Source organism: Legionella sp. 16cNR16C (assembly GCF_021297775.1).
In the GTDB taxonomy this organism is placed as follows: domain Bacteria; phylum Pseudomonadota; class Gammaproteobacteria; order Legionellales; family Legionellaceae; genus Legionella_C; species Legionella_C quinlivanii_A.
In genome coordinates this window covers 649,161-662,526 of sequence record NZ_JAJTMX010000001.1, presented here as the reverse complement: position 1 = coordinate 662,526, position 13,366 = coordinate 649,161, and the positions used below count along the sequence as shown (strand labels likewise).

The window sequence follows — 13,366 nt, the reverse complement described above, 5'->3', positions numbered from 1 at the left end:
TTAACTTTGATATGAGATATATGACAGAAGAGCCAGTTATTGATTCAAATAATATACTATCGTTCATGCGCTTTGTTTTTATCCAGTGCATATATGTGCTTTGTAATCCTTTCAGTTAAATTGGGTAAATTTTTCTGTAATCTGTCATGCAGGGGTTTGTTTACCAGTATCATTTTGGCTGTTTTTAATAGTTCGTTATCTGCTTGTTCCGCATTCAATCCTGTCTGTTTTGAGCGCATGGCCGAAAGTTCATGATATCGTTTTAATAATGGGAACTCATCTTTTAATTTCTCATAAACTGTTCGCCTATAGTGTTGCTGTAACGATTCTAATCGCTCTGCGAACATTTCTTCACAGCATTTGGCCTTTTTAATTTCTTGAGCAATGCGCATCGCATCTTTTGTAGTCGATAGTGAATGTGCTCGTTTGCTTAGCTCGCTATCTTCTTGCCAATTGGGTTTTGCATTAATAATGGCTCGAATCGTTTTTACCTGCTCATAACGGGCTGCTTCTTTAGCCAGCTGGCCCACATCACAATGTTTAAGCTTTATTTTGGAAAGCAGTTTCTGTTCGGTATGCAGCAACTCGGACGCTTTCTTGTCGCGAGCACAGGCCAGCTTATAGAAATAATCGTATTCTTTTAGCTCGGGCATTTTGAGCCCCAGTGTTTCCGCTTTAGCTTTTAGTTGTTGGTGTTGCGTTGCTATTTGTGTCTTTAAATCAATATACTGTGCAACATCTTTCCCAACTTGTCGGAGGGTTTTTCTATTATCCGGTGTTAACTGCTGCATTTGAATAGCCTGCGCATAATGGTAGAGATAGTTAAACTTATCTTTAATGACGCGTGATGCTGCAGTAATGCGCTTCACAGCCCGCTCCACCAAGCTATCAAACTCAAATCCATGCCGAATGCCGTGATTCATCGGGTAATCAATTACGTTATCCTGCAAGGTTTTGCGCGATAGCTGTTCTACCATGGTTTTAAAATCAGGATGATTTTTACTGTTTGCGAATATTTTTAATTTCTCTTTGTGGCGGGTAAAGGCGACAAAGCTTAGCGCTCTATCCCACCATTGGGTATCGATGCAAACATAGGTATTTTCAACGGACATGCCTTGTGATTTATGAACGGTCATAGCATAAGCGTAATCAATTTGCTTGTAGCGTTTAGGTACGGTCACGGTAGCACCCGAATCCAAACGTGCGATGAAGCCTTCCTCATTAACTTGCAGAATAGTCGCTAAATCGCCGTTCTTTACCCCAATGTCTGTATCGCCTTTCTTAAAAAATATTCGCTCGCCTTTCGTTAGATAGAAATCTTGAAGGCCAGTTTGTTCGACATAGCGCCTTAAGTGAGCCGGCACTTTGATTTCCCGGTCGTCATTCATTTTTAGGGTCAAATTATGTTCTTCATCGACTGCTGCAATACGGCCTTGCTCGCCACCGATAAGCCCTAATTCGTTATCGCTGTGAGTCACCATGATGTATTGGCCGGATTGATATTCACGGTTTTTGCTTTTTATTTCTTTGATGAAGTTGGCTTGCTTAGTATCCAGAATGCCTTTTTGCATTAGTGTTTCGCGAGCGCTTAAGTTTAAGCTATCCACGGTCACGTTGGCATGGGCAAGGATGATGCTATTTCTTAAATCGTCATGCGTTGTGATGTGCTTTTGCCAGGAGTTAACCAAAAGGTCGGTTGCATAGTTATAACGCTCATTGTTGGCAATGATTATCGCATTTTGTTTGAGATAGTGAGTTAGCCCTGTTTCAATATTGCCTTTCGCCAATTCGATGCTCGCTTGGCGGTCGCCAGCATGCCGTTGTCGTTTGATATCCACCATGGTAAAGCAGCCCACCTGCGATGCAATCCCTTTGAAAATGGCACCTTTCTTAATGGGTTTAAGCTGGTCGGGGTCACCGACTAAAACGAGCTTAGCCTTGGCTTCTTTCACCCTACTAATGAGATAAGACATATTGGCAAAGTCCACCATGCCGGCTTCATCAATGATTAAAATATCATTGGCAGTTAATGTCAGTTTTCCTGACATCATTTGCGCAGTTAATGAGGCGATTGTTGATGATTCGATACCGGATTCAATTTGTAATTGCTTAGCCACTTTTCCAGAAAGGGTTGCTCCTAGCACGCGGCAACCTTGCTGCTGATAGAAGTCTTTGACTGGCGTTAACATGTAGCTTTTACCAACACCTGGGCGACCGATTATGCAACTGATGTCACCACCATTTACAATAAACTCAAAGGCTTGTTGTTGTTCTTCGGTGAGGGTCGTGGCCTGTAAAAACTTCACTGTATCGGTTTTATAAACATGTGCGGTTCTTGCTTGAAGACCTACGACATCCTCTAAGAGCTTGCTTTCCTGTAGGTACTGATGCCGAGTGGTAAAGGCTTTCTGGCCTTGCTCGTTTTCGCCCAGGCAAATGACATTTTTATTCGATAACACCCGTTCGACAGTAACTTGAAAGAACTCCCTATAATTTTCTTGTGTAATGGTTTTGAATAACAGCGTTTCGATATCTTTCCGTGTGAATACACTGTGTTCAATCGACAGAATATTGATGAAGTTTTCGATATCGTTTAGCGCTATTTCTTCACGGGCTTGCTTGATGAGTTCATTTTCTTCAGAGATATAGTGATTCGCTTTATCCCTAAAACCGCCATGGTGTCTTTCTGGAATGATGTGGTCAAGGTCAACTGTTAAATCAATTCCCTTTTCTTCAAAATACGCATTTTGGAAGTCTCGCCATTGGTGATGCCATTGTTCTTTTTCAGTGATAAAGCCCTTGGCGAACTGCGGATTTAAATCGCGTGCTTTGTGCTTGGAGAATTGATTTTGTTCTAAACGTCTGGTGGTGATTAGGATGTGCGCATGCGGATTGCCATCACCGTGGTCGTGAATGGAAACATCCGCCGGAATTCCCTTATCGACAAAATGAGTTTGAGCAAAACGCTTGGCTAGTTCGATTTGCTGAATCAAACCCAGCTCTTTGGGCAAGGCGAGCATGATATCTTTACAGACTTGGGCGTTTTTTCTTATTTCTGCCCGTTCGACTTCATTCCAGATAAATTGCCGGTCTGTGAAATCTTGCTCTGCGCCCTCAGGTAACAGGAGTTCGGAATATTTCACGTCATGCCTGTGGCTGAAGTCATAAGTCAGGCCAAGTCGTTCATCATATAGCTTAATCCCGGCACGGTACGCGGCGGCAGCCACGGCACTGTGCCCTTTGCTCCTGCTATGGACAGAAATATTCGCATAGGAAATAGCCATATGCGTGAATTTAGCAAACAAACGATAGTTTGTATATTGCGCCCTTAGAAAATTCTTTTCTTCGGGACAGGTGGAATTCGCTGGCGCTCATGGTGGTAAAAACTATTGAACTCGAAGATCTGTGGGTATATGATGTTTTTGATCTCGTTAAAATTTGCGGAGTAATTATGTCAAAGAAGACAGTATCGCAAATGGAAGCTGTACTTATGGATAAAATTCAGAAAGCAAAAGAAAGGCTGGATCTATTACAAGAAAAGCACCAGCTCAAAATCGGACACTTGGCCTATAAACATGGCCTCCACCAAATCGAACTCAATCAGCTAGATTCTCTTTTTGCCAAGTTAGCCCAAGAGGTGATTCATGGACATAACTAAGCAGATTACTAGACAAAAACAAATCATTTGCCGTGAAGAAAAATCCTTGGCTGCTGAAAAGCTAAAAAAACGGCGCGCAGAAACCCGGCGAAAAATTGAATTAGGTGGCTTGGTTGTTAAGGCTGGGATGGATGCTTATAACAAAGCTGTTATTCTTGGAGTATTGAACTACATTAATGAGCTTTTATCCAACGAGTCCAAACTCATAGAGCTATTTGAACAGAACGGGAGTCTCTTGTTTATGGACAAGCTCAAAAATTGAGCTGTCCGAGTTGAGATTCCATTGAATAGCCTATCCATCTCTTTTCACATACCATGAGTTAAATTCAGAACCATTCTACAAAAACCAAGCAGTTCTTCCTTGCTTGTTTCAGTAGACGGGTCTCCTTCAATCGCTGCATGATTATCTGTTCTTGAATAGCAATTAATTTCTTTCAAATCGTCCAAAGCACCTTTATATGGATGAGAAGAATCGGCCTTTTCCAGTCTTCTAATAATTTCATCAAGAGTGGCACTTTCATTAAACAGTTTGGGATCTCCTCTTCTATAAAAATCTTCACAAACTGTTCTTAATCGAGTCCTAATATATACTATTGAGTGCTCTTCTCCTTCCACGAACTCTTGAATTTCCATCCGCTCAGTGACGTGTCGCGGTTTTGTTTCCAACTCGATGTCAAATGGAGCTATAGTAGAAATTCCTGGCGAGCCAGTTTGTAAAGCCAATGAAGAAATAATCGAGCGGTCAATTTTATCCCATAATAAGCGTAAGAACATTTTGTCATGGGAAAGAACAATAGTCTGTGCACAAGATGAGCATAATTTTTTTATCTCAATTGCAGTAAAATGCCTTCTAAATTCATCTTGACTAGTGAAAGGATCATCAAGAACCACAATAGTTGAGTTTAAATCTTTGGATTGGTACAGCTTCGCAAGAAAAAATGCTAAAGCCAAAGTGGATTTATCTCCGGCACTTAATGTATTACGGAAAGAAGGTTTATAAATTTCAACTCCTTTGGGATGTATGGGTTGCTCGTTAATGATGATATGGTAGCTGGCGGCGGGTTCTTTTCCCTTGTAATCAGGTTCAAAATATTCAATTCGAAAACCGGCATTTAATCTTTTCAAGTAAGAGTTTATTGATTTACCCATATTTTCTGTGATTGTTTGGCCATGAGTATTAAGCTCTTTTCTGAGCCGTTGCTTCTCTTGGCTTAAACTTGTTTTTTTTGATTGTTGGTCGTGCAATTCTTTAATTAAATCGTTGCATTCTGGAGCGGAGCGCTTCTTATATGCTAGAAGCATAAGGTATTCATTCTCCAGCCGTGAAATAGGCGGGTCAATTAACGATTTTTTAAGTGAATCGAGCTCAATATTATAAGTCTGAATAGCTGCATTATAGTTTACAAAATCATTACAAATGATATTCCATTGAGCCAACAAATCAATAAAAAGCTCTTCAGAAATGGGTTGGGTAATATTTTCTAATTTTCTAGTCAAAAGTAATTCTATTTCTTTGCTGAGTATTTTTAGCTTGTTTAATGACTCATCAGTAGCAGGTAATTGGGGTATGAGCATTTGAGCGTTATCACACCAGTAATGAAATTGATCATCATTTATCTGGGTTTTCATCACTGTAGTTCTTTCAAATTCATTTTGAATTTTTTTTATGTGTTCTCTTGCTAAACTGATTTCATGCGCCAAATTTTGATAGGTCTTTCCGAAAAATATTTTGTAAGCTTCAAATAAGCTGTTATTGTTGAGTTCTTGCCCGCAAAAAGCACATTCATTACCATCTATAAAATCTAGCCCTATCTCAATCCAGCTTTCATGGGATAGTGAAGAATTAGGGCTTTCTTTATGTTCCTTAATATGGTCTCGTACAGTGGATGTTACTTTATTGCCTACATCCTCTAATGTAGACAAGAATAATGATTCAATATTAGGCGCTAGTTGTGGTAGCTCAAGTGGGGTCGGTATTTTAGCCGTTGGGAATTCTCTCGCCTTATTAACTCTGTCCAATTCAGCTTTTTTGGTATTGAGTAATTCATCAATATTGGGTTTTGTTTCTAGGATAATAAAATCTTCTAACCTCATATCTGAAGGTAAGCTTCCCTTTAGGGTTATTTGTAATTCTTGCTCAAGTGATTTGATTGCATTGTTGCAAACGCGATTTTCATCATCGATTTCCGCAATTCTACGTATTCGGGATACTCCTTCTTCGCCCACCACCAGGCCATATTGATTTTTCATGTGATCAAGAGAGACCATATCTCCTGAATAGATATTCTCGTTAATGAATGTAGTATCATAAACAACAACTTTTGGTTTATGGCCTGTCCAATTTTCTTTCACGAATTGCGAATGACCGTTCCTAAAATTGAGTGCAGCAAATTGTTCCCCTTCAGACCCCAAGGTTTTTCGCCCAATAAGGATGTCTGAATTTTTATTAGAGACAGAGCGAAATAAATCGGCCAACGTTGACTTTCCCCAGCCATTTTCTCCAAAAATTAATGTGCACTGACTTAAGTGTACATTAGGCAAAGACTTACATTCCGAAAATCTTCCGATATTTCGGAGGCATTTGATATTCGTCAAAATGGTGGGGAGGTGATTCAATTACGAACTCCTTATGGTGGCTATCCTTTGTGGGAATGCATTAATTATTCAATATACATCATCCAAATAAGCCTCACATCAGAGTGGGGTTGAAATTGGACATAATACGCATATGCTGATCAAATAGCTTCGTGTAATTACAAATTACTTGTTCCAGCTTATTCATATTTTCCAATAAGAGGTATCTCGCCAAATCATGCTCTCTCAATTCTGTTGCCAACGCAAAAATATATTTTCTGTTTCGAAACTGACGTGAAATAGTCATTCCATTGAACAGCCCGTGCGAAACCCTTGCACACATCGTTTTTTTCTCATTCCCATGGAGGTGAGTGATTTGAGCCCAAGGAACAAGGATAAATGTACCGCTTTCTGCAACTCGCCTAAGTGGATCATTTAAAATGAGCTTTTCAGTATTATAGATATCCATCCAATTTTCATGGGTACAAAATCGATAAGAAACACCATTCTCAACAGCAAGAAAATATAAATAATCACAACCTAATCTCTTAAGGGTATGAAAGGCTTGATAAAATTGGAGTTCAAATTTCTCATGAAAACTATTGTGTGGGTTTTTCGCTTTTGGAGCCGCCTGTAAATCCATACTGCTAATTAATTACGTCCAGTGTTATAATAATGTACTCAAACTTTACTGGGATGTAAATGAAAAAAGCTCCTATTATCTCTGTATTTTTAGGAACGATTATCGAGGTATATGATTTTACAGTATTTCCTTTTCTTATTCCTGTTTTGGCTGACGTTTTTTCTCATGAGTATTCGGGCAGGGAGAGTATAAATTTTACTGTTTTAGCTTATATAGTGAGCTATTTGATAAAACCTATTGGTGCAATTAGCTGTGGCTATTTAATAGATCAATTTGGGCAAAAGAGGGTGATGTTGTACGCGACGTTATTAATGACTATTGCCACATTATTGATTGGTTTGATGCCTACTCACTGGTTGTGCACCAGTTATGGTTCCGTTCTAATTGTTTGTCGAATAATGCAGGGTTTATCGATATCGGGCGAATTCTCATCCGCTATGATCTTTGCTGTTGAACATGGAAAAAAAACGCCGGCCTTGTTAGGAAGCTTGGCCTTTGTTGGGGGTTGTATTGGAATAGTGTTTGCAAATTTAGCAGCATTTATTCTTTTATATATGGTACCTCATGAACAAATAATTCAATTCGCTTGGAGAATTCCTTTTCTATTTGGGGCGCTTGGCTGTCTAGCTGTTTTGTTTATCATAAATAGTATCCAAGAGGAGGGTAAAGTGCAGGGCTCATCAGCTTTAACTTATCGGAGTCTGGTAAAAACTCATAAGCGGAAATTAACTGAAGCGTTTCTAATCTCAAGTTTATCTGCCTCAGCTTTTTATATTACCTTTGTTTTCTTGCCGACATTGTTAACGTCCTTATTAAATGTGCATTCTCATAAAGACTCGATTCTGATCACTCTATTAACGTTAGTTGTCTATTTATTGCTTTTGCCATTTGGAGGGATGTTGGCGGATAGGATTGGAATCAGAAGACAAATAAAAATCGCGTCTGTCCTCTACCTATTGTTTTCATATGCAGTATTTGCATTATTGCCGCAGCTGAGTGTTACCAGCTGCATTGCTACTTTAACACTGTTTTCAATAACTCAGGCTTTACTCAACTCGGCTCTTCCAGCATTTCTTGTGGTGCAGTTTCCGAAAGAACAACGTGGTAAGGCTCTCGCTGTTTCTTATAATGTCAGCCTGGCTTTATTTGCAGGGCTAATGCCTTACTTTCTCTTATCGTCAAACAATCAGTTTAATCCGGGTATCCCAATAACAATTTGTGCAGTTCTAAGTTTGTTAATTATTAATCATGAAAGGAAAAGCTATGGTTATCTACGAAGTAAATTTGGCTATCGATTCTGATATATATCCTCAATACCAAGAATGGTTAAAGAAACATGCAGAGGAAATGGTTCAGTTACCGGGTTTCATTAAGGCCAAGATTCTAAGGCCAGAAGGGTCGGTAAGTGGTCAAGAGAAATTGACAGTACAATACCAACTAGAGAGTAGGGCAGCGTTAAATCAGTATTTTACAGATTTCGCACCCAAGATGCGGGGGGATGGACTTGCACGATTTGAAGGTAAGTTTTCTGCTGAAAGGAAAGTATTTGAAGTTCAGCATAGTATGAAAAAATAAATATACCTAAATAATGTATCTATATTGAAATTATACGTAACGGCGTATAGTATAAGCTTACATCTGATTAAGTCTTCTAATATAAGGATACAACATGGAAAAAAGGGTTTTCAAAGAGGCGGAAGCAGCAAGCTATATCTGCATGAGTCGATCTTTTCTTTCTCAAGATAGAGCTAATGGAACATTAGCTAACCGCACACCCGGTCCGAAATATATTAAAATTGGTCGTTCTATTCGCTATTTAAAAGAAGATTTAGATACATGGTTAAATCAACAAAGAAAGCCGTAATCAATACGGCTTTTAAATTTCTTTCTAGTAATTTTCTGCTTCTGTATTTCCAATATCTAAATGGCGGAGTTATTTAAATAGATATTATAGTGGCAATTACACTTATGATGTGGCTCAAACACTTATTAATGCCATTTGCTCAAATTTTTGAGACCTTATTGGGGGAGGAGGTTTTTTTTAGTATTTTCGATAAACGTTTGTATTTCAACATTTGTCATATTATGTTTTTTTGCATTACTTATCATACGAAAAAAATTTCTTAGATTAACTAACTCTCTATCACTACCTTGGCAGACCTCACAAATATCATAGCATCGCCTGGCGCAAGAACATCTTTCAAGCACATCTCGAAGCGCAATTTTAAGTTGATTTTTTGTATCCTTAATTATTTTGGAGTCACTAATGTTGCTGTCACACTGGCTCATAGCGCTAATTGATTCAAAAAATCTGCGTAAAATGTTTTGTTCATTCAGCTTAACTGCTTGATTCATACGATCTAAACCTATACATGATGACACATTCAAATTGCACCCTGAGTGCACCCTAGAAAAGTATTTCCAGTTTACCCTATCCTCATTGCGCCTTGATAAATATGGCGTCCCGGAGAGGATTCGAACCTCCGACCTGCCCCTTAGGAGGGGGCCGCGCTATCCACTGTGCCACCGGGACTGAGTTACAGAGAGCAAGTCTACTCTCTGATTTGATAAATGACAATGAGATTTACATTTCACTGTAATTTGGGCCGCCACCGCCTTCTGGAGCTACCCAGACGATGTTTTGTTTGGGATCTTTTATGTCGCAGGTTTTGCAATGAATGCAGTTTTGCGCGTTAATTTGTAAGCGTGGTCCTTTTTCTTCCTCAACGATTTCATAGACGCCGGCTGGGCAATAGCGCGTTTCAGGAGAGGCGTATATTTTATAATTGACGGATATGGCGAGCTCGGGATCCCTAAGCTTAAGATGGACTGGCTGGTTTTCTTCGTGATAGGTATTGGTGAGATAAACTGACGACAGTCTATCAAAGGTTAGTAGACCGTCTGGTTTGGGATACACAATTTTTTTGCATTGAGCTGCCGGCAGAAGGGTGCTGTGATCTGCGTGGTGCTTGAATGTCCAGGGAGATTTGCCGGCTGTAACATAGGTTTCCACAAATGCATTTGCAAGGCCAATCCATAGTCCATGACGAAAAGCGGGGCGTATGTTTCTCACTGAATATAACTCATCGCTTAGCCAGGATTGCTTCACTTTTTCGGGGTAAATGGTCATTTCCTGGGGAGATGAAGTTTCATTCGCAAGAAGGCTAAAACAGGCTTCGGCTGCCAGCATACCTGATTTCATTGCGGTATGAATTCCTTTGATTTTGGGCACATTGAGAAATCCGGCAGCATCGCCAATCAGTGCGCCTCCTGGGAATGTTAATTTAGGCAATGCCTGCCATCCGCCTTCATTTATGGCACGAGAGCCATAGGCGATACGCTCTCCATCTTCAAGAAGCGGGCGAATCAATGGGTGAGTTTTAAAACGCTGCATTTCATTAAAAGGACTTAGCCAGGTATTTTTATAATCGAGTCCGATCACAAAGCCCAGGGCTACCTGATTATTTGCCAGGTGATAAACAAAGGAGCCTCCGTAGGTTTTCGTGTCCAGAGGCCAGCCAAATGTATGGATGACCTTTCCAGGCTGATAATGAGAGGATTTTACCTGCCAGATTTCTTTAATCCCTATCCCATAGGTCTGTGGCTGCACCCCTTCACGAAGTTGGAAGCGGTTCATTAAATTCTGGCTTAACTGACCACGGCAGCCCTCTGCAAAAAGGGTCTGTTTAGCCAGTAAATGCATGCCTGGTTGATAGTTAGGTGTTTGCCTGGACTCTTTATCTATACCAACATCACCGGTGGCCACGCCAATAACTTCACCCTGATCATTATAAAGGATTTCAGAGGCTGGAAAGCCGGGGTAAATTTCGCAGCCCAGATTTTCGGCCTGGGTGGCCAGAAAGCGGCATAATTCCCCAAGGCTGATGATATAATTTCCTTCATTTTTCATAGGAGGAGGAGTGGGCAGGCGAAAGCTCTTTTTAGCAGTCAGAAAATAGAATAAATCCTCTGTGACTGGCGTATTGAATGGTGCCGTTTGCCATAGATCAGGCAATAACTCTTTGAGGCTTCGTGGTTCAAGTACTGCGCCTGATAGAATATGAGCCCCCACTTGCGCGCCTTTTTCCAGGATACAGACACTGATTTCTTTGCCCGCCTGTGCGGCAAGCTGCTTAATTTTAATGGCTGCTGATAAACCAGCAGGTCCTGCGCCTACAATGACTACATCATATTCCATCATTTCGTGATCCACACCGAATTCCTTTACACAAACAAAAAAAGAATAATCGCCTGTCTGATTCTCAAGATCAAGCTTTTCCAGACAATGAGAGAATGATTTTTATGGCTAAAGTGTTCAAATTTACTCCATATTGTAGTATGATCGTTAATCTGCAGATAAGAGGATGGTTAGATGTCTCTTGATAATTGTTACGCTGGTGGTTTAACGCTTGATTTTTTCCCTTCTCGCGAATTAGAAAACGTAGATCCTTCTAACGAAGAACAATATGTTCTGGCGCAAGCTCGAAATGTGCTTCGTATTCTTATGATGGGCTGGCAAACGGATTGGAAGAAACTGTTATCATGGCGCGCTTTTAATGCCGTTTTTGTAGAACGGGATCATCAGCTGACCAGGGCCATGCGACGAGGCTTTCAGGAGGGTTTTGATTATGTGTATGAGCAGCTTAAGAGTCAAAAAGAATTATCAAAAGAGCAAATAAGACAGGCTCAGTTATATATCAGCAATTGTTTATGCCTGCTTCCCTATGGTGATATCACTCCTTACGAAAGCTTCCATATTCCTCAGTTTGTAAATGGCCAGTGGGTCAAGGTGGAATATAAAGTCACCCAAATTGAATTAACACCAACCTCCGGCCTGAAAAAATTATTTCTAAGCGACAATGACCGTGTTTTTGCTTATGGGCTTACCCCGGTCAATAATAAAGATGCAGAACCCCATTTAGTCTTTATGGGTACTACCTATCCTGCAGGACAAGGATTCTGGCAGCAAGTCAAAACCGACCTGGAAGATGTGGAAACCGCAGGGAAGGAGTTATATCGCTCGGGAAATGAAAAGGTGATTCGCTGGGCGGAAAAGCAAGATAAGAAAGTACATGTTTGCGGAACGAGTTTGGGGGGAGCGCTTTCACTGATATTCGCCTGCCACCGAGGCGATTTAATTTCGAGTGTGGATGCTTTAAATCCGCCTGGCCTTTATAAAGGCCTAAGAAAAAGCCGTTATGATAATTGGGATGCTCTGGTCGCCGAAGGGAAAGCCCCTGAGGTACGTGTTCAAAAGCAAAAAAACGATCCGGTATCCAAATTTGGGGAATGGAAAAATGAATGGATCATTCTGGAGGTTGACCCGCCACAGGAACTGGAAGGCCCGAATTCGGTCACAGCTCATGCCTTGAATTATGCTGGTTTACCCGGAACTGAATTTCATCAGATCAATACTGAAGAAGATAATCGTGAGCGCAAGCGTAGAAACTTCTGGTTATATATTTTGGCTCGCAGTTTGTTTTCCTATTTTGTCATGCAGCCATTCAGATATCTGATACTCCCAACGGTTCGTTTTCTATGGGAGCATAAATTACAGCTGTTATTTTTTATTCCTCTGGTGGCTGTATTTTATATGTTTCCTCCACTGGGTGTAAGCCTCACAATTACTTTGCTCGGAGCGTCCACTCTATTGCTGATTAATGCAGTGATTTCAGCGGCAATAACCAGCTATTTTATCGATTCGGTTTTACGTTTTATAGGTGATCAGGTCTCAGGTAAAAGTACGACACTCTTATCGCGAGCACTGGATTGGTTTGGACAGCATCCTTTTCTAAAAACAGCAGCGTATTTTGCAATCGGAGCTTCGGTGGTTGGTCTGCTTGCAGCGGCTGTTTTCTTTCCCCCATTTTTACCAGCAGTCATTCCTTTAATAAAACCGGTTATTATTCTAAGTGTTTTAAGTATCCCATTAGTTATCAGTATCGCTTATAAAGCCGTCACTAACTTTATGCTGCTATTTGGTTTGAAAAAGCCGGACCCAGCCGCCTGCCATGATCCTGCGCTTCCCAGAAATAAAGAAATGGATATTTACGCTAATAAACAGGAAGGAACCTTCACTATGAAGGAAATACATGATTATTATCATGTAACGCGCTGCCTGTTAAAAAATAAGCCCTTAATTAAAGCTGAAGATGGTTCGTCAACTGAAGTGGATCTTGAGTCTGGGAAACCACAGAAACTGAGTAAAAGGCAAATACTGACGAAGGGAATTAGCAAGGAAAATTCTAGTACGGAAGTGAAATGGACAGTTAGTAAAGCCAAGCTCTTTCACATAAAAGAAACTGTGAATATCTACAATAAATTAAGTGATCAGCCGCAACGATTAATGGATGAACTACATGAAGAAAAAGAAAATTATCGACTAGGAAAGAATAGGTAATTGCTGTGATGACTGGATCCCTCGGACAGCCCTGAGGAATCCCCCTCATTATTCCATTCAAAAAATACGTAGCTTATCAGGTCAAAATGAC

11 protein-coding genes and 1 tRNA gene are annotated in these 13,366 nt (G+C 40.4%); 6 read left to right on the top strand and 6 right to left on the bottom strand.

What is annotated here, in order from left to right; genetic code table 11:
* Positions 1 to 56 precede the first annotated feature (56 nt).
* Positions 57 to 3,284: a Ti-type conjugative transfer relaxase TraA gene (gene traA, locus LXA66_RS03015; RefSeq protein WP_255665222.1), complete on the bottom strand. Its 3,228-nt coding sequence runs from the start codon at positions 3,282 to 3,284 to the stop codon at positions 57 to 59.
* Between the two features lie 167 nt (positions 3,285 to 3,451).
* Between traA and LXA66_RS03010 the strand changes: the two genes are divergently transcribed.
* Together LXA66_RS03010 and LXA66_RS03005 are read left to right on the top strand one after the other, a co-directional pair.
* A complete protein-coding gene (locus tag LXA66_RS03010) occupies positions 3,452 to 3,658 on the top strand; it encodes a hypothetical protein (RefSeq protein WP_233011855.1) in 207 nt (68 codons plus the stop codon).
* A complete protein-coding gene (locus LXA66_RS03005; protein ID WP_233011854.1) occupies positions 3,645 to 3,920 on the top strand; it encodes a conjugal transfer protein TraD in 276 nt (91 codons plus the stop codon). Before LXA66_RS03010 ends, LXA66_RS03005 begins: the two co-directional genes overlap by 14 nt.
* 44 nt (positions 3,921 to 3,964) lie before the next feature.
* Here LXA66_RS03005 and LXA66_RS03000 read toward each other — a convergent pair whose 3' ends face one another.
* Both LXA66_RS03000 and LXA66_RS02995 read right to left on the bottom strand, forming a co-directional pair.
* Complete coding sequence (locus LXA66_RS03000; protein ID WP_370637130.1) at positions 3,965 to 6,199, bottom strand: AAA family ATPase; 2,235 nt, start codon at positions 6,197 to 6,199, stop codon at positions 3,965 to 3,967.
* 148 nt (positions 6,200 to 6,347) lie between these two features.
* Positions 6,348 to 6,875 (bottom strand): autoinducer binding domain-containing protein, encoded by a 528-nt coding sequence (locus LXA66_RS02995; protein ID WP_233011852.1) that lies wholly within the window; start codon positions 6,873 to 6,875, stop codon positions 6,348 to 6,350.
* A 59-nt stretch (positions 6,876 to 6,934) separates the two neighbouring features.
* Here LXA66_RS02995 and LXA66_RS02990 point away from each other — a divergent pair, with 59 nt between their 5' ends.
* The 3 genes from LXA66_RS02990 to LXA66_RS02980 all read left to right on the top strand — a co-directional run bounded on the left by LXA66_RS02990 (position 6,935) and on the right by LXA66_RS02980 (position 8,739).
* Positions 6,935 to 8,176 (top strand): MFS transporter, encoded by a 1,242-nt coding sequence (locus LXA66_RS02990; RefSeq protein ID WP_233011851.1) that lies wholly within the window; start codon positions 6,935 to 6,937, stop codon positions 8,174 to 8,176.
* Positions 8,139 to 8,450 (top strand): DUF4286 family protein, encoded by a 312-nt coding sequence (locus LXA66_RS02985; protein WP_233011850.1) that lies wholly within the window; start codon positions 8,139 to 8,141, stop codon positions 8,448 to 8,450. Before LXA66_RS02990 ends, LXA66_RS02985 begins: the two co-directional genes overlap by 38 nt.
* Positions 8,451 to 8,544: 94 nt before the next feature.
* The gene (locus tag LXA66_RS02980) at positions 8,545 to 8,739 is read left to right on the top strand and encodes a helix-turn-helix domain-containing protein (RefSeq protein ID WP_233011849.1); all 195 of its coding nucleotides are present in this window, start codon (positions 8,545 to 8,547) and stop codon (positions 8,737 to 8,739) included.
* 155 nt (positions 8,740 to 8,894) lie between these two features.
* On the opposite strand, the gene LXA66_RS02975 is transcribed toward LXA66_RS02980, so the two are convergent.
* From LXA66_RS02975 to LXA66_RS02965, 3 genes are all read right to left on the bottom strand, one after another.
* Positions 8,895 to 9,230 (bottom strand): hypothetical protein, encoded by a 336-nt coding sequence (locus tag LXA66_RS02975; RefSeq protein WP_233011848.1) that lies wholly within the window; start codon positions 9,228 to 9,230, stop codon positions 8,895 to 8,897.
* Between the two features lie 102 nt (positions 9,231 to 9,332).
* Positions 9,333 to 9,408, bottom strand: a tRNA-Arg gene (locus LXA66_RS02970).
* Between the two features lie 51 nt (positions 9,409 to 9,459).
* Positions 9,460 to 11,088 (bottom strand): electron transfer flavoprotein-ubiquinone oxidoreductase, encoded by a 1,629-nt coding sequence (locus LXA66_RS02965; protein WP_233011847.1) that lies wholly within the window; start codon positions 11,086 to 11,088, stop codon positions 9,460 to 9,462.
* 159 nt (positions 11,089 to 11,247) lie between these two features.
* Here LXA66_RS02965 and LXA66_RS02960 point away from each other — a divergent pair, with 159 nt between their 5' ends.
* Entirely contained in the window at positions 11,248 to 13,275 is a 2,028-nt protein-coding gene (locus LXA66_RS02960) for a hypothetical protein (protein ID WP_233011846.1), read from the top strand.
* Positions 13,276 to 13,366 lie beyond the last annotated feature (91 nt).

Bases quoted from the DNA above. Each gene is read 5' to 3' on its own strand.
- traA (WP_255665222.1), bottom strand. From the start codon at position 3,284: ATGGCTATTTCCTATGCGAATATTTCTGTCCATAGCAGGAGCAAAGGG.
- LXA66_RS02980 (WP_233011849.1), top strand. From the start codon at position 8,545: ATGGAAAAAAGGGTTTTCAAAGAGGCGGAAGCAGCAAGCTATATCTGC.
- LXA66_RS02990 (WP_233011851.1), top strand. From the start codon at position 6,935: ATGAAAAAAGCTCCTATTATCTCTGTATTTTTAGGAACGATTATCGAG.
- LXA66_RS02995 (WP_233011852.1), bottom strand. From the start codon at position 6,875: ATGGATTTACAGGCGGCTCCAAAAGCGAAAAACCCACACAATAGTTTT.
- LXA66_RS02975 (WP_233011848.1), bottom strand. From the start codon at position 9,230: ATGAATCAAGCAGTTAAGCTGAATGAACAAAACATTTTACGCAGATTT.
- LXA66_RS02960 (WP_233011846.1), top strand. From the start codon at position 11,248: ATGTCTCTTGATAATTGTTACGCTGGTGGTTTAACGCTTGATTTTTTC.
- LXA66_RS03010 (WP_233011855.1), top strand. From the start codon at position 3,452: ATGTCAAAGAAGACAGTATCGCAAATGGAAGCTGTACTTATGGATAAA.
- LXA66_RS02985 (WP_233011850.1), top strand. From the start codon at position 8,139: ATGGTTATCTACGAAGTAAATTTGGCTATCGATTCTGATATATATCCT.
- LXA66_RS03005 (WP_233011854.1), top strand. From the start codon at position 3,645: ATGGACATAACTAAGCAGATTACTAGACAAAAACAAATCATTTGCCGT.